Raw genomic sequence first — 15,738 nt, 5'->3', positions numbered from 1 at the left:
TTTAAATTTTGATTATCAATATCTTCCGAATGCATGAAGTATGTCATGAATCCAAATCAGAGATGTTGTTAGTTGTTATTTAAAGCAGTAATTTTATCCTTAATTGCTTTTTTGAATGCTTTTATTTCAGAAGTCTGATCTGCAGTATCTGCATTATCAATATAGATTTTGGTAACACTTGAACCCTGGTGTAATTCAAAATAAACACCACCCTGCTCAGATGTATTCGGATTACCGTATGTTTTAGTTTGTCCTTTTAGTGCAGCAATTTCAGCAGTGATACTTTTTGAAAATAAAGTATATTCACCAATTTTGGTTTTTGCAGTATATTTGTATTGGCCAAAATCGTAACTTCCTGCTACCACATTTTGAAATTTCAAAATATTATAATCATTCAGCTGGAAGAATTTCTGACAATCAGCTCCCGTACACTGACTTGCAAAACTACCGATCACGATGTTGTCAGGACTTGCCTGAACTCTGTTAAAAAACAATCTTTTAGCTGTTTTAGGAATCAAAATAAAATCTGTAGGATACGTAGGAGTTGAGGTTATAGCTTCTCCGGTCTGAGGTGCTTTTTCAAAAAAGTTAATAACCATTTCGCAACCGTTTTCTACTATAGAAGTTATTTTTATCGCATATCCGCTGGTAGGTTTTGCTCCAGCAAATATTCCTACCAGGTGGTACTTGGTAAAATCGATTGTAGGGTCACTCGGATTTGGACATGTATTGGCATGTTTTGTAAAATCGGCAAGTAGTTCCTGTTCCGATTTAATTTGTATTGCAACAGGATTATTTGGTAATGTTTTTACACTATAATTACACAAAAGCGGAAAACCAGTAAAAGCTACATCTACATTAGATCCACAATCAACATTAAGATCATCATTGTTCAGGGAGCAAGCGCTAATTCCAAAAGCTATAAATAAGCCTAGTATTAATTTTTTCATGATATTTTTTTTATTAGTTTATATTTACAAGATGTTGTTCTTTTTGAATGGTTGCGTAAGACGAATATTTATATATTAAAAAAATGTTTCAAAATCTTAGTGAATTTGGAAATTAGTGATATTTGAATTTTAAAATTTCGAACTACGTATTATTGCGTACTTTTACTTAAAAATAAACTTAGTTATGTTTGATTTTCTTCCGTTTTTATTGGTTTTTATAGTAGCATTATTCCTGGGGATCTATTTAGGAAAGCTTTTGTATTCTGCTAAGTCACAGGCCGAAAAAGTGAGCCTGAACGAAAGACTGACAGCAATGGCAAATCAATTTGAATTGCAGAAAGAGCAGTTTGACAAGGAAAGAACTATTTTTGAAAAACAGCTTCAGCTAAATAATACGGATAAAGAAAATATCAGGACAGAAAAAGACAGTCTGGCTATTCAGCTTTCTAAAAAAGAAGTAGATTTTGAAAATTTATGGGAACGACATAAGGAACAAAAAAACGAAATCACCGAATTACAGGAAAAATTCACCAAAGAATTTGAAAACTTAGCCAATAAGATTCTCGAAGAAAAATCGGCAAAATTTACAGAACAAAACAGCGAAAACATGAAAAATATCCTTTTGCCCCTGCAGGATAAAATTCATGGTTTTGAACAAAAAGTAGAGCAGACCCACAAAGAAAGCATCGATTATCATGCAGCTTTGCGCCAACAGATTGTTGGTTTGAGCGAAATGAATGCGCAAATGAGCAAGGAAACATTAAACTTAACCAAAGCGTTGAAAGGCGACAGCAAAATGCAGGGCAATTGGGGTGAGCTGGTGTTGGAACGTGTTCTTGAAAAATCCGGCCTCGAAAAAGGACGCGAATATGAAGTACAGCAAAGTTTTACCAACTCAGAAGGAGCAAGGGTTTTTCCGGACGTAGTAATCAATCTGCCGGATGGGAAAAAAATGATTGTTGATTCTAAAGTATCTCTGGTAGCTTATGAGAAATGGATCAACGAAGAATCAGATATTTTAAAGATTGATTTATTAAAAGAACATGTTAACTCTATAAAAAGGCATGTAGAACAGCTTGGAAATAAAAATTACCATGATCTGTACCAAATAGAAAGCCCTGATTTTGTATTGCTTTTTATTCCGATAGAACCTGCTTTTGCCATTGCACTAAATGAAGATTCTACATTATACAACAGAGCATTCGACAGAAACATTGTAATTGTAACACCAAGTACCTTATTAGCAACTCTGCGAACGATCGACAGTATGTGGGCCAACCAAAAACAACAGGAAAATGCATTTGAAATTGCCAGACAGGCGGGTGCACTGTATGATAAATTTGAAGGTTTTGTGATCGATTTAGTAAGGATTGGCAATAAAATTAAAGACTCAAAAACCGAATATGAAAACGCTATGAGTAAATTGGTGGATGGTCGCGGAAATTTAATTTCGAGCGTTGAAAAATTAAAAAAAATGGGAGCAAAGGCAAAAAAAGCACTTCCCGAAAATATTCTGGCCAGAGCTTCAAACTCTGAGGAAAATCAAGTATTAGATTAAAATAAAAACAAACCCCAAAAACAAAAACATGACTGCCGATTTTAAACCCGTTTCTTCATCCAAAGTAAGTATTTCTGAGCTAATGCTGCCTTCACACACTAATTTTAGTGGAAAAATTCATGGAGGATATATCCTGCTTTTATTAGATCAGATAGCTTTTGCCTGCGCTTCAAAGTTTTCCGGAAATTATTGTGTTACCGCTTCAGTTGATACAGTAAATTTCTTAAAGCCAATAGAAGTTGGAGAATTAGTAACCATGAAGGCCTCTGTAAATTATGTGGGGAGAAGTTCTATGATTGTTGGCATTCGCGTTGAGGCAGAAAACATTCAGACCGGAGCAATAAAACATTGTAATTCCTCGTATTTTACGATGGTTGCCAAAGATAAAGAAGGGAAGAGTGTACAGGTTCCGGGACTTATACTCTCGAGCCTTGATGAGGTGCGCCGTTTTAGAAAATGTATTAAACAGATAGAAGCTAAAAAAGAAATAGAAGAACATGCTAAAATTACCACTGTAAATTCTATTGAAGATCTGGCAAGTCTGGATAAATATAATGTGCTGCTGGAAATAGGATAATCCTTCTCTAAATAGTATCTTTAGTTTAAAATTATTTATAATATTTTAAAATTTTAAAAATGGTAAAATTCGGATATACAATATTATATGTAGAGAATGTCGAAGAATCAATTTCATTTTATGAAAATGCATTCGGATTCTCAAGAAAATTCATAACACCCGAAAATGATTATGCTGAATTAGTTACAGGAGAAACAACGCTTTCTTTTGCATCAAAGAAACTAGCCGCTCAAAATCTAAAAGATGGTTTTATAGAAAGTACTTTAGAAGATAAGCCTTTTGCAATAGAAATTGGTTTTATTACAGAAGATGTTACAGAAACAGTACAAAAAGCAACTTCTTTTGGGGCAGTTTTGGTAAAAGAACCAACTCAGAAACCATGGGGACAAATAGTGTCCTATATTCGTGACCTGAATGGTTTTTTGATCGAAATCTGTACCGAAATGAAATAACTGCAGCATCAGATTTCAAATCAAAATTTGGTATTTGATATTTGAAAATTTTCACAAATATTTAGCAGTAAAACCGCAACCCAAATGGCAATAATTTCGTAATTTTAAGTATTAGGCATTTGCTTAAAACTTTCACGGAGTATTGCCATTTGATTTTTTTTTCAGACCTGGTTAAATTTAGTTTTTCTTCTCTTAAATAAAATAATCAAATGACATAATTGTTTAATTACTGACGATTATGAAAAGAACTACTTTATTTATTTTACTCTTTACTGCATTTTCTATACTGGCTCAGGATAAATTTAAAACCACTTCGGCAATTATAAATTTTGAAGCCTCTGTTCCTTTTTTTGAAGAAGTAAAAGCAGTAAATAAACTCGGAACTATTATTCTAGAACCTGAAACCAGTATGCTTATCTGTAGTGCTGTAATCAAAGATTTTCGTTTTAAAATGGACTTAATGCAGGAACATTTTAATGATAATTATATTGAAAGCAACCGCTATCCAAAAGCAGTTTTTAAAGGAAAAATTGAAAAGTTTGATTTGAAAGATATTAATGAAGTTGAAAAAGAATATGATGTAAAGGGAAAACTTTACCTTCATGGAAAATACAAAGTCATTTCTGTAAAAGCGCAGATTAAAAAAGTGCCTGAAGGAATACAAATTCTGTCTAATTTTCCGTTATCAGTATCTGATTTTAATATCGAAATTCCTTATATGGTAGCCAATAAAATTTCAAAAACAGTCCAGACAGATTTAAGCGGGATAATGAAATAGGGATTTACTTTATGCAGTCAGAAAGTGCTGTTTCGATATCTGTAAATTGAAACTCAAAACCTTCTTTTTTTATTTTTTCAGAAGAAACCCTTTGCCCTTTCAGAACGGCGACACTCATTTCGCCCAAAACAACTTTAAGGATGAATTTAGGAATTTTTGGAAGCCAAATTGAATAGCCATATAAATTGGCCAGTATTCTGGAGAAAGTCAAATTTGTGGTATTATCTGTAACAGCTGCATTATAAGGGCCATGCATTTGGGTGTCTGTTATTGATTTTAAATAAATATTAGCCAGATCCTTAATATGAATCCAGGGCAAATATTGTTTTCCTGATCCTAAAACTGAGCCAAAGCCAGCTTTAAAACTCGGAGCTACTTTTTTCAGGAAGCCTTCATCTTTTCCTAAAACAATTCCGGTCCTGATTTTTACAGTCCTGATTCCTAACGACCCGATTTTGTCGACAGTGTCTTCCCAAATCTGGCAGGTAATTCCTAAAAAGTCATTGGCAGGAAGCGTAAATTCGGTACAGATTTTTTGACTGGTAACAGCACCATAAATTCCAACTGCCGAAGAGGAAACGAATGCTTTTAGTGTTTCGTTATTTTTTTGCAGAATAGAATAAATGAGCTCAATTGGTTTTGTACGGCTTTCTAAAATTGCTTTTTTTCGATTATTTGTCCATCGCTTTTCTACAATTCCTTCGCCCGCAAGATGAATGATATAATCAGCATTTAAAATTGCATTTTCATCAATATAATTCTGTTTTAAATTCCATTTGTAATACGTAATAAATTCAGTGTTTTTTCTTTCTCTCCGGCTCAAAACAGATACAGAAAAACCATTCGCAATTAATACTTCTGTTAAGCATTTGCCAATAAATCCTGTGCCGCCAGTAATTAGTACATTTTCAGCCATTTGTTTTATAATTTATTTAACATCGTGTTATGTTTAACGCTTAATAAAGATACTTAAACATTGCTTACCTTTAAGGCAAATTTTAAATTTCAATAAGATGGCAGTAAAAAAAAATATAATTACCAAAGAGTATATCGTTTCATTGTACATGGATGAGGTTTTGGAAACGCAAAAAAAACCTGTTTCTGTTTTTCATTTTGTAAAAGGAAAAGATTTTACCGAAGCTGAATTTTATAACTTTTTTGGAACGCTCGAAGGTCTGGAGAAAGAAATTTTCAGAATGTTTTTTGCAAATACGGTCGATTTGCTGCACAAAAACACAGACTATCCCGAATATACCATGAAGAATAAAATGCTGAGTTTTTATTTTACTTTTTTTGAAGTTTTAACTGCCAACAGAAGTTATGTTTTGCAAAGCCTGAAATCACACCAGAATCCAATTCGAAATTTGACGCAATTAAGTTTACTGCGTGAAAGCTTCAAAGAATATGTTTCTGAAATCCTGACTGATGATTACAGACTAGAACAGGAAAAATTGCAAAAATATCAGGAAAAAACTATTCAGGAAACGGCCTGGCTGCAATTGATGATGACGATAAAATTCTGGGCAGATGATTCTTCTCCTGCGTTTGAAAAAACAGATATTTTTATCGAAAAATCAGTTCATGCTTCATTTGAATTAATGAACGTAGCGCCACTGAACCATCTTATAGATTTAGGAAAGTTTCTCTTTAAGGAAAAAATTTACAGTAAATAATGAAAACAATCGATTATATACCAACATCAAAAATAGAAAGAGCCGGAAAACTGGTTCAGACCGGAGCAAAAATAGGAGTGAATTATGTTAAGCATTATGCCGAAAAAATTGTTAACCCGGATTTGACCCGCGACAAACTGAATGAAAACAATGCCGAAGATATTTATGACGGTTTAAAAAGCCTGAAGGGAAGCGCACTCAAAGTAGCACAAATGCTAAGCATGGACAAGAATTTCCTGCCACAGGCGTATGTAGAAAAATTTTCTTTGTCTCAATTTTCTGTACCGCCGCTTTCAGCTCCGCTGGTTTTAAAAACGTTTAAAACAAATTTTGGTAAAACACCTTATGAAATTTTTGATGAGTTTAATGCCAATTCTGTAAATGCCGCCAGTATTGGTCAGGTTCATCTGGCTGTAAAAGACAATAAAAAACTGGCCGTAAAAATTCAGTATCCGGGAGTTGCCAATAGTATTTCGTCAGATCTGGCTTTGGTAAAACCAATTGCAATAAGAATGTTTAACCTTCAGGGAAAAGATTCTGATAAATACTTTAAAGAAGTTGAAGATAAACTTATCGAAGAGACCAATTATTTGCTGGAGTTAAAACAAAGCAGGGAAGTTGTAGAGGCGTGCAGTAAAATCGAAAATATACTTTTTCCGAACTATTACCCTGAATTCTCTTCAGAGAAAATCATCACAATGGATTGGATGACAGGAATTCATCTTTCTGAGTTTACGGCAATCAATAATAATCAGGAAGTTGCGGACAAAATAGGTCAGGCCCTTTGGGATTTTTATATGTACCAGATTCATGTCTTAAGAAAAGTTCACGCCGATCCGCATCCCGGTAATTTTTTGATAAATGATAAAAATCAATTGATTGCACTTGATTTTGGCTGCATGAAACAAATTCCTGAGGATTTTTATGTTCCTTATTTTGAATTAATCAACAAAAATGTCATTACAGATCCAAAGCTTTTTAATGAGAAACTGTTTCAGCTGGAAATTCTTCGCCCGGATGATTCACCTTCAGAAATTGAATATTTTACCGACATGTTTCATGATTTGCTGTATTTGTTTACAAAACCTTTCAAAGAAGAAACTTTCGATTTTGCAGATGTGACGTTCTTTGACAGCATTGCAAAATTAGGAGAACGTTTCTCAAATGATACAAATCTTAGAAAAATGAACGGAAATCGCGGTTCTAAGCACTTAATTTATATGAACCGAACTTTCTTTGGTCTTTATAATTTAATGTTTGATTTGAAGACTAAAATTATCGTTAATAATTATTTGAAATATTAGATTTTTGTTTCAGGTTTCAGGTTACACAAAGTATGTCATCCTGAGGAACGAAGGATCACAATAGAAGTTCCGCACAGAAATTCATCATCTTTGTAGAGTTCCGAGTGTGATCCTTCGTTCCTCAGGATGACATACTTTGTGAACCTGAAACAAAAAACTATTTCAAAATTCCTGCTTTATAAGTTGTAATCGCGCGATCTCTTGCAAAAGCATGATCTACCATAGGTTCATTATAACCCAGATCAAACTCAGGAATCCATTTGCGAATATAAATTCCATCTTTGTCAAATTTCTTTTGTTGAATATCCGGATTAAAAACCCTGAAATACGGTGCAGCGTCGCAACCCGTTCCTGCGGCCCACTGCCAGTTTCCAACGTTGGAAGCCAGTTCAAAATCTAATAATTTCTCTGCAAAATAGGCTTCTCCCCATTGCCAGTTTATAAGCAAATGTTTGCATAAAAAACTCGCGACAACCATGCGCACGCGATTGTGCATATATCCTGTTTCATTTAGCTGGCGCATCCCTGCATCTACCATTGGATATCCTGTTGTTCCGGAACACCAGCGTTCAAAATCTGCTTCATTGTTGCGCCATTGAATTCCGTCATAATTGGATTTGAAATTCTGATGAACAACTTTCGGAAAACTAAACAGAATCTGAATAAAAAATTCACGCCAGATTAATTCACTTAAAAATGTCTGATTTTTTCTGTTGGCCCAATTGACCAATTTTCTAATACTTACAGTTCCAAATCGCAAATGCGGAGAAAGATAAGAAGTGCCGTCTAAGGCTGGGAAATCACGTATTTCCTTATAATTTGAAATTTGAGATAAATTATGAGGAACCACTTTTATAGCACTTCTGTCAAAACCAATTTCTAACAATTCGGGAAATTGAAAATGGTTTTTATAAAAATTAGCCCATAAAGGTTTAGTATCGTATTCTGCAGCTTGCCCGGAAAGATGATATTTCTCAAGCCATTTATTTTTATAAGGAGTGTAAACCGTATAAGGAAGTCCGTCTGATTTAACGATTTCTTTTTCTTCAAAAATAACATGATCTTTAAATGAAGAAACCTTAATGTTGTTTTCTTGTAATAAAGAAAAAATAGCAAGATCCCGCTTTATGGCAAATGGCTCGTAATCTTTATTAAAAAAAACTTCTTGTATGTCAAATTCAGTTAAAAGTGATTTCCAGATTTCAAAAGATTTTCCTTTTTTTATTAAAACAGAAGAGTTAATTTCTAAAAGCTGCTTGTTTATTTCCTGTAAGCTATCATATATGAAATTGACGCGAGGATCGTTTTTTGGAAGATTTTCCAGAATATCTTCATCAAAAATAAATAGAGGAATTACAAGAAAATCAGATTGTAAAGCATGAAATAATCCGATGTTGTCGTCTAAACGCAAATCGCGTCTGAACCAGAAAAAATTAGCCTTTTGTTTTGTCATGAAATTCTTTTATTTGCCACAGATTAAAGGATTTATAGATTTTTTGTCACGCAGATTTTGCGGATCTAACAGATTTTAAATTGTAATAAAAAATCTGCGTGAACAAAAAATCGAAGAAATCTGGGGCAAAAATTATTTTAAATTGAATAATTCTTCTATTTTGTTTTTCCGATATTCAAAAATATCTTTCAGTTTGTTTTTGACCATAATGTGATTTGCAATTCGGCCCAAAAAACCAAAAGGTAATGCATAATGCACAATATCAATCATTTTTGTACCCGTTTCAGTTGGTTCAAAAAAGTGCTTGTGATGCCAAAAAGAATAAGGGCCAAAACGCTGTTCGTCTATAAAATAGTCATTTTCTTTAGAAACAGTAATAATCGTTACCCAATTGATTTTGATTCCAAAAAGAGGTTTCAAAGTATATGTGATAATTTGTCCGGGATACATGCGTTTACCATCAAAATCATGGATTTCAAAACTCATATCGTCGGGCGTAATGGTTTGAAGATTTTTTGGGCTTGAGAAAAAATCCCAGCATTCTTCGATCGAAGCATTGATATATTGAATGGTTTCTATTTTATATACTTTCATAAATGAATTTACATTTTATAATATTTGAAAGGAACAAACAGCATTCCGAAACACTCTCCATGTTCTTTCCCCAAATGTTTGTGATGCATTTTATGCGCTTTTCTTAATCCGATGAGGTATTTGTTTTTGGTGTTTTTGAACCATTTAAAGCGTTGATGGATTAAAACATCGTGAATTAAAAAATAGCAGATGCCGTATAAAGTAACCCCACAGGCTATAAAAAACAAATAATTAAACCCACCCTGAACTCCAAAATAAAAAAGAAGAATACTCGGAATTGCAAAAATGACAAAGAAAATGTCGTTGCGCTCAAAAGTGTGCTCGTATTTTGGCTGATGATGATCTGCGTGAAAATACCACATCAATCCGTGCATTATGTATTTGTGCGTAAGCCAGGTTACACATTCCATAAACAGAAATACACTTATAAATATTAAAAAAGAAATCATTTTGTGTGTTATGTATAAAGTTGTCAATTAAATAATTATAAAAATAACTTTAACGAAAGAGTAACTTAATATCAGACAAGCTTGAGTTTGTATGTTACAAAAGATTGTGCTAAAAGTCCTGCTTTAGTATAGTTGGAAACTCTGATTCTGGAACTTCCAATTTGGTGATATGGCGTATTTTTTAGCTTTTTTAATAGTTTTTTGTAGTATACAAAAGCAGTATATACGCCAAATTTAGCTTCAATAGGAAGTTTTATAATTCCTTGATAGGCAATTCTGAAGTCTTCTTCGATTTCGGCAATAATCGTGTTTTTGGCATTTTCATCAAAAGAATTTAAGTTGATTCCCGGAAAATAATTTCGGTTAAGAACAAGATTGTCATCTTTTAAATCCCTAAGAAAATTTACTTTCTGAAAAGCTGACCCTAGTCGCATGGCTTCACTTTTTAGCTGATCGTATTTTTTTTCTTTCCCCGAAACAAAAACTTTAAGACACATCAGGCCAACAACATCTGCAGAACCGTAAATGTAATCTTCGTACTCGGTTTGTGTATTGTAATTTGATTTTATAAGATCGAGTTTCATGCTTTTGAGAAATGCCTGAATAAGATCATCTGTAATATTGTATTGCTTTACTGTATGCTGAAAAGAATTGAGAATAGGGTTAAGGCTGATTCCCATTTCTATTGCTTTGTAATATTCTTTTTCGAAATCGTTGATAAGCTGTTCTTTATCATAATCATGAAACGAATCAACAATTTCGTCAGCAAAACGTACAAAACCATAAATGCTGTAAATGGCTTCACGAATACTTGGTGCCAGCATATGTACGGCAAGCGAAAAAGAAGTGCTGTAGTTCTTGGTAACCAACTTGCTACATTTAAAAGAAACGGTGTCAAATAGTGATTTCATTTTTTTGCGATCTAATTGATTTGTGAATTAACTCAGCGGTCAATTTTCCTGAAATTAAGGCAGGAGGAACACCCGGTCCGGGAACAGTTAATTGTCCTGTAAAATATAAATTACGAACTTTTGGGCTTTTTAGTTTTGGCCTTAAAAAAGCAGTCTGCAGTAACGTATTTGCCATTCCGTATGCATTTCCCTTGTATGCATTATAATCTGCAACAAAATCATTTTTACAAAAGGACTTCTTAAATATAATATTATTTTTAATCTTTTGTTGTGTAAGTTCCTCAAAACGAGTGATTATTTTTTCAAAATAATCTTCTCTAAGTGTTTCATTATCTTCGATTCCCGGTGCCAGTGGGATAAGAAAAAAAGCACTTTCCATTCCGTCTGGCGCTGCGGTAGGATCTGTCTTAGATGGAAAATTGGCATAAAATAATGGTTCATCAGGCCATTTGGGATCATCATAAATATCTTTGGCATGCTGGTTAAAATCAACATCAAAAAATAAGGCATGATGGGTTATGTTCGCTATTTTTTTATTAAAACCTACAAAAAACAAAAGTGAAGAAGGTGCAAAAACACGGCTTTCCCAATATTTTTCAGAGTAAGCACGATATTTTATATCCAGTAATGTTTCTGTATGCTGATAGTCGGCGCCGCTTAACACAATATCAGCAGCAACAAATTGCCCGTTTATAATAACTCCGGTTGCAGTTTTATTTTCTACAACTATTTTTTCTATTGATGCATTGGTTTTTATGGTTACTCCAAGTTCGGTCGCCAGTTTTTCTATTCCACGTACAACATCAAACATTCCGGTCTTTGGATGCCAGGTTCCTAAACCAAAATCGGCATAATTCATGAAATTATAAAATGAAGGCGTTTTGGAAGGTTTTGCTCCAAGAAATAAAACGGGAAACTCGAGAATCTGAATTAATCTTTCGTTTTTAAAATTCTTTCTGATATCACGGCTTACGGTACTGAAAAACTGATTTAGTTTTAATATGCTTTGAGGCGTAACTAATTCTAAAGGAGAAACGCCAGGACGGTAAACCAAATCTTTTATAGCAATGTCGTAATTGCTTTTTGCTTGTTTTATAAAAGCCCTGAGTTGTTTGCCGCTTCCGGTTTCTATACTTTCAAAAGTAGTTGTTATTTCTTCTAAATTGTCGCAGATGTTTATGAAATCATCAATTCCAAAATAAACCCGATAGGCAGGATTTAGCTTAATCAGTTCATAATAGTCAGCAGCTTTTTTATTGAAATCAGAAAAAAAGCGCTCAAAGACATCAGGCATCCAATACCAGCTTGGCCCCATGTCGAAGGTAAAACCGTCTTTTTTAAATTGTCTGGCTCTGCCGCCAATTGTTTCGTTTTTTTCATAAATAGTCACATCGTTTCCTTGTTGGGCAAGGTAACATGAAGCGGCTAATGCAGAAAAGCCGGAACCTATTATGATGATAGTTTTTGTCATTTGTTTAACAAATATACAAAAACTTTAAACAAAATTTTATATTCTTTCTATAGTTTCATCCATGGAACTAAAAATATGTATTCGTTCGGGTAAGTTTTTAAGTTCAATATATTCTACCATTTTGCCCATTAGCCAGATTTCATTATTCTTTAGAAGTAATTTCTGGCCCATTGATTTTACATATTGGTTGATCACTCCACGATCCGGTTGTACAGTCATAAAGGAAACAAAAACGATATTTTCAAAATGTTTAGTTAGATCATGAAGGTTTTCTATCGGCATACTTTCTCCAAGATAGATAGTTTTGTATCCTTTGGATAAAATCTCATATTGAAGATATAGTAATCCGATTTGATGAATTTCGTTTAATGGCAATGAGAGAACAAATATTTTATCGGTTTTTGTTGGTTTCTGAATTTGAAGGCTTTCGGTATAAATTAAAATTTTCTGTTTTATCAAATGACTCATAAAATGTTCATTTGCAGGAGTTATGGTTTCCGATTGCCATAATAGTCCCAATTCCTTCAGGAGTGGAAGAAAATGTTCCCTAAAAACTTCCTTGAATGTTTTTTCTGAAATCAGCCAGTCAAAGGTGTTAAAGAATATTTCCTGGTCAAAATTCATCATCGCCATTTTGAATGAAGTTATAGCGTAATTCTGTGCATTCTTTTTAGAAATAATTTCCCGCACTAGTTCAGGAATCTTTTCATCCGGAAAAGTAGCAATTTTAGAAATTTTATAGCCGTATTCGTGTAATAGGGTTATGTTTAAAAGTTTCTGAAGGTTTTGTAAATTATAAAGTCTGATGTTGGTATCTGTTCTCATCGGTTCAAGAACGTTGTATCTCTTTTCCCAGATACGTATGGTATGTGCTTTTATTCCAGATAAGTTTTCTAAGTCTTTAATGCTGAAAACAGTCTTGATATTGTTTATCATTCTTCTAAAATTTGGTAAACAAAAATAGAACAAAATATCACATTAAATCTAAAACCGTATCAAAATGATTGAATATTAAAAGTTTGTAGTATCATACTGATTTAATTTATCCAGATGTAAGATAGTTTTAGTATTATCTTTACTTCTGTTGTACATGGCACGGAATTTTGCGCCATAAATTATCTCGCTAAAAGTATAAGATGTCCTGGCAACGACAGTGTTGCTAAACATATCGTCAAAAGTGGTAATGAAAACTAAAATTTCACCATGTATTTTTTTAAAGTCCTCTTCGGTAAAATTATATAACGGACTATTTTCTGTGATGGGATGTACTAATGTCCAGCTAAGTGTGAGGGCATTTATCCTGCTTAACTCTAATTCTAAATTATAGAATTTTATAGTTTGCCGGCCTTCTTCTTCAACATTCATTCCGAGTGTTATTTTTGCTGTTGCATCTGTAAAATTGGTGTTTTTAAAAGGTACGAGACGTATCATCAATCCTTTGTTTCCCTTGTAAGGCGAAATCAAAGCATTATGCGAAAATTTCAGGAAAGCGGTTGGTTTGCTAAATCTTCCAAAAAATAAACCTGTTGCAATGGCAAAAGATAATAGTCCAATTAATGCTTCTGCAGCAGAAAGAGCACTTGTTAGAAAACCTGTCGGGCTAATATGTCCATAACCTACAGTGGTAAAAGTTTGTGCACTAAAGAAATATGCCTGTCCAAATTGTGTCAAAAAGCTGCCTGACGCATTTATTCCATCAAGATGTTCAATTCCGATAGCATAATAAATAATGGCAAAAATGAAGTTGATTATGATATAAAAAGAAAATAAAATGAGCATGAATTTCCAGTTTGGCATTTCGATCATAGTATGATACCAGCTAATGCGCTGCAACAAATTCATTCCTCTTTTTTCAATATTGGCAGTCCCGTTCTTGTTTACAAAACGTCCACCATAGCTGTTTGCATTTGTTCCAAAGCCTGAATTTTCATCTGTTTTTGCTTTATTATTTAGATTTTTAAGAAGTACCATTAAAATATGTTTTAAAGAGCAAATGTAGCAATATCTTTGATATAGGATTTTGTATTGTCATTAACGAAAAAAGCAATCTGCAAGATCTAGATTTTGCAGATTGCTTACTTTTAATTTTGAGTATGCTTTTTATTTACAGAAAGTTGCCCTGTTTTTTATAGCGCTTTGGCTTCCTAATTCTATAGCTTGTGTGAAGTCTTTGCAGGATTTCTTTTTGTCTCCTATTTTGTTGTAGCAAAGGCCTCTTAAGTTTAGGGCTATGTAATCTTTGGGATTCATCATAAGACAATAGGAGCAATCTTCGATGGCGGCATCGTAATTCATTAATTTGTAGTTAACATTTGCTCTTCCTGTAAATGCATCTGAATTCATTGTGTCTAATTCGATTGCTTTAGTAAAATCAGCAAGAGCTCCTTGTAGATCGTTGAGTTTGTATTTTGCTACGCCTCTGTTTTGATACGCTTCTACAAAATGAGAATTCATTTTAATCGCTTTTGTGTAATCAAGAATGGCACCTTTTGTATTTCCGGCTTCAGCCTTTTTCATCGCTTTGTCAAAATAAGCTGTTGCAGATTGTGCCCATGTAAGGCAGGTAATCATTAAAAATGATACTAGTAGTAGGTTTTTCATAAACTAATTTGGGATTAGTAGGGTTAATTAATTTCCAGACGAATTTATGAAAGATTTATTTGTGAGAGAAATTCTTTTATGAAATTTTGGTTAGAAGATTTTTAAAAAAAATGGTGAAGCCCCAAAGTATTCTATGGATTGAAATTCTAAGGCAAATAAACTTTTAGTATAATAATTTCATATATTCGTTGTATGCCCCGAACGATATTTTGCCTTTTGAAATTGTAATAATATTGATTCACCTATAAAACATTAGAACTATGGAAAGTAAAAAACCACTATTATTTGTTTTTTGGGTTATAGCTATCATTTTAGGTATAACATTGTATAAGCAATTTGACTTTGAAAATTTAAAGTTTGAGAAGCCAGCACTGGCGATTGTTTATTTAGTTGTTTTTGTGTTCTCTGTTTACTATCTGGTTAAAAATTCTAAAAAACAATCTGAAAAATAAAATTGAGATTTTTATGATTTTTTATTGGAAAAAAAGTCTGTGAGGAATTGAAAAAATTTAAATAAAAAGCCTGCAAAATTTAAATTTTGCAGGCTTTTTATTTTTATAGTGACCATGGAGGGATTTGAACCCTCACGCCCTTGCGAGCACCACCCCCTCAAGATGGCGAGTCTACCGTTTCTCCACATGGCCTAAAATAAAAAAGGTCAAGTAATAAATTACTCGACCTTTGTGACCCGACTGGGGCTCGAACCCAGGACCCCATCATTAAAAGTGATGTGCTCTACCGACTGAGCTATCGAGTCATTGCTATCAAGAAATTTAATTTGTTTATCACAAAATTTGTGACCCGACTGGGGCTCGAACCCAGGACCCCATCATTAAAAGTGATGTGCTCTACCGACTGAGCTATCGAGTCATTTAATTTCTTGAATGCGGGTGCAAATATAAGGAGTTATTTTCGAAGTTTCCAAGCATTTTTATTATAAATTTGTCTTTTTTTGAGAAAAGTTCTC

At 33.4% G+C, this 15,738-nt stretch carries 17 protein-coding genes and 3 tRNA genes; 7 read left to right on the top strand and 13 right to left on the bottom strand.

Translation table 11 applies throughout. The features are described from left to right. Nucleotides 1-68: 68 nt before the first annotated feature. Entirely contained in the window at nucleotides 69-950 is an 882-nt protein-coding gene (locus JOD96_RS16035; protein WP_209565241.1) for a protease complex subunit PrcB family protein, read from the bottom strand. Between the two features lie 184 nt (nucleotides 951-1,134). Between JOD96_RS16035 and rmuC the strand changes: the two genes are divergently transcribed. The 4 genes from rmuC (at nucleotide 1,135) to JOD96_RS16015 (ending at nucleotide 4,315) form a co-directional block, all read left to right on the top strand. Then, nucleotides 1,135-2,508, top strand: a complete 1,374-nt coding sequence (rmuC, locus tag JOD96_RS16030; protein WP_209565240.1) for a DNA recombination protein RmuC — start codon at nucleotides 1,135-1,137, stop codon at nucleotides 2,506-2,508. 28 nt (nucleotides 2,509-2,536) lie between these two features. Continuing rightward, nucleotides 2,537-3,085 carry an acyl-CoA thioesterase gene (locus JOD96_RS16025; protein ID WP_209565239.1) on the top strand — a complete coding sequence of 183 codons (549 nt, stop codon included), beginning with the start codon at nucleotides 2,537-2,539 and terminating at the stop codon, nucleotides 3,083-3,085. A 59-nt stretch (nucleotides 3,086-3,144) separates the two neighbouring features. Then, nucleotides 3,145-3,537 (top strand): VOC family protein, encoded by a 393-nt coding sequence (locus JOD96_RS16020; RefSeq protein WP_209565238.1) that lies wholly within the window; start codon nucleotides 3,145-3,147, stop codon nucleotides 3,535-3,537. 238 nt (nucleotides 3,538-3,775) lie between these two features. Continuing rightward, nucleotides 3,776-4,315 carry a YceI family protein gene (locus tag JOD96_RS16015; protein WP_209565237.1) on the top strand — a complete coding sequence of 180 codons (540 nt, stop codon included), beginning with the start codon at nucleotides 3,776-3,778 and terminating at the stop codon, nucleotides 4,313-4,315. A gap of 4 nt (nucleotides 4,316-4,319) precedes the next feature. Here JOD96_RS16015 and JOD96_RS16010 read toward each other — a convergent pair whose 3' ends face one another. Further along, nucleotides 4,320-5,231, bottom strand: a complete 912-nt coding sequence (locus JOD96_RS16010) for a TIGR01777 family oxidoreductase (RefSeq protein ID WP_209565236.1) — start codon at nucleotides 5,229-5,231, stop codon at nucleotides 4,320-4,322. Between the two features lie 97 nt (nucleotides 5,232-5,328). On the opposite strand from JOD96_RS16010, the gene JOD96_RS16005 reads away from it, so the two are divergent. Beyond that, entirely contained in the window at nucleotides 5,329-5,988 is a 660-nt protein-coding gene (locus JOD96_RS16005) for a TetR family transcriptional regulator C-terminal domain-containing protein (protein ID WP_209565235.1), read from the top strand. Beyond that, nucleotides 5,988-7,292: an ABC1 kinase family protein gene (locus JOD96_RS16000; RefSeq protein ID WP_209565234.1), complete on the top strand. Its 1,305-nt coding sequence runs from the start codon at nucleotides 5,988-5,990 to the stop codon at nucleotides 7,290-7,292. Before JOD96_RS16005 ends, JOD96_RS16000 begins: the two co-directional genes overlap by 1 nt. A 157-nt stretch (nucleotides 7,293-7,449) precedes the next feature. Here JOD96_RS16000 and JOD96_RS15995 read toward each other — a convergent pair whose 3' ends face one another. From JOD96_RS15995 to JOD96_RS15960, 8 genes are all read right to left on the bottom strand, one after another. Then, complete coding sequence (locus JOD96_RS15995) at nucleotides 7,450-8,745, bottom strand: cryptochrome/photolyase family protein (RefSeq protein WP_209565233.1); 1,296 nt, start codon at nucleotides 8,743-8,745, stop codon at nucleotides 7,450-7,452. A 132-nt stretch (nucleotides 8,746-8,877) separates the two neighbouring features. Further along, the gene (locus tag JOD96_RS15990; RefSeq protein ID WP_209565232.1) at nucleotides 8,878-9,339 is read right to left on the bottom strand and encodes an SRPBCC family protein; all 462 of its coding nucleotides are present in this window, start codon (nucleotides 9,337-9,339) and stop codon (nucleotides 8,878-8,880) included. Nucleotides 9,340-9,347: 8 nt separating this feature from the next. Continuing rightward, nucleotides 9,348-9,788, bottom strand: coding sequence for a sterol desaturase family protein (locus tag JOD96_RS15985; RefSeq protein WP_209565231.1), 441 nt, complete (start codon nucleotides 9,786-9,788; stop codon nucleotides 9,348-9,350). Nucleotides 9,789-9,859: 71 nt separating this feature from the next. After that, a complete protein-coding gene (locus JOD96_RS15980; RefSeq protein WP_209565230.1) occupies nucleotides 9,860-10,699 on the bottom strand; it encodes a phytoene/squalene synthase family protein in 840 nt (279 codons plus the stop codon). Beyond that, nucleotides 10,683-12,170, bottom strand: a complete 1,488-nt coding sequence (locus JOD96_RS15975) for a phytoene desaturase family protein (protein WP_209565229.1) — start codon at nucleotides 12,168-12,170, stop codon at nucleotides 10,683-10,685. Before JOD96_RS15975 ends, JOD96_RS15980 begins: the two co-directional genes overlap by 17 nt. Nucleotides 12,171-12,206: 36 nt before the next feature. Then, nucleotides 12,207-13,106, bottom strand: coding sequence for a MerR family transcriptional regulator (locus JOD96_RS15970; RefSeq protein WP_209565228.1), 900 nt, complete (start codon nucleotides 13,104-13,106; stop codon nucleotides 12,207-12,209). A 75-nt stretch (nucleotides 13,107-13,181) separates the two neighbouring features. Then, on the bottom strand, nucleotides 13,182-14,141 hold the full coding sequence (locus tag JOD96_RS15965; RefSeq protein ID WP_209565227.1) for an ion channel: 960 nt from the start codon (nucleotides 14,139-14,141) through the stop codon (nucleotides 13,182-13,184). Between the two features lie 129 nt (nucleotides 14,142-14,270). Continuing rightward, nucleotides 14,271-14,771, bottom strand: a complete 501-nt coding sequence (locus JOD96_RS15960; RefSeq protein ID WP_245188427.1) for a tetratricopeptide repeat protein — start codon at nucleotides 14,769-14,771, stop codon at nucleotides 14,271-14,273. A 260-nt stretch (nucleotides 14,772-15,031) separates the two neighbouring features. On the opposite strand from JOD96_RS15960, the gene JOD96_RS15955 reads away from it, so the two are divergent. Then, nucleotides 15,032-15,223: a hypothetical protein gene (locus tag JOD96_RS15955; RefSeq protein WP_209565226.1), complete on the top strand. Its 192-nt coding sequence runs from the start codon at nucleotides 15,032-15,034 to the stop codon at nucleotides 15,221-15,223. 109 nt (nucleotides 15,224-15,332) lie between these two features. Here JOD96_RS15955 and JOD96_RS15950 read toward each other — a convergent pair. From JOD96_RS15950 to JOD96_RS15940, 3 genes are all read right to left on the bottom strand, one after another. Beyond that, nucleotides 15,333-15,415, bottom strand: a tRNA-Leu gene (locus JOD96_RS15950). Between the two features lie 40 nt (nucleotides 15,416-15,455). After that, a tRNA-Lys gene (locus JOD96_RS15945) sits at nucleotides 15,456-15,528 on the bottom strand. Nucleotides 15,529-15,568: 40 nt separating this feature from the next. Beyond that, nucleotides 15,569-15,641: transfer RNA gene (locus JOD96_RS15940), tRNA-Lys, on the bottom strand. Between the last annotated feature and the right edge of the window lie 97 nt (nucleotides 15,642-15,738).

The organism is Flavobacterium sp. 1355 (assembly GCF_017833415.1).
Classification (GTDB): Bacteria; Bacteroidota; Bacteroidia; order Flavobacteriales; family Flavobacteriaceae; genus Flavobacterium.
The sequence above is the reverse complement of the archived record's forward strand: the minus strand, read 5'-3'. Positions and strand labels throughout refer to the sequence as shown.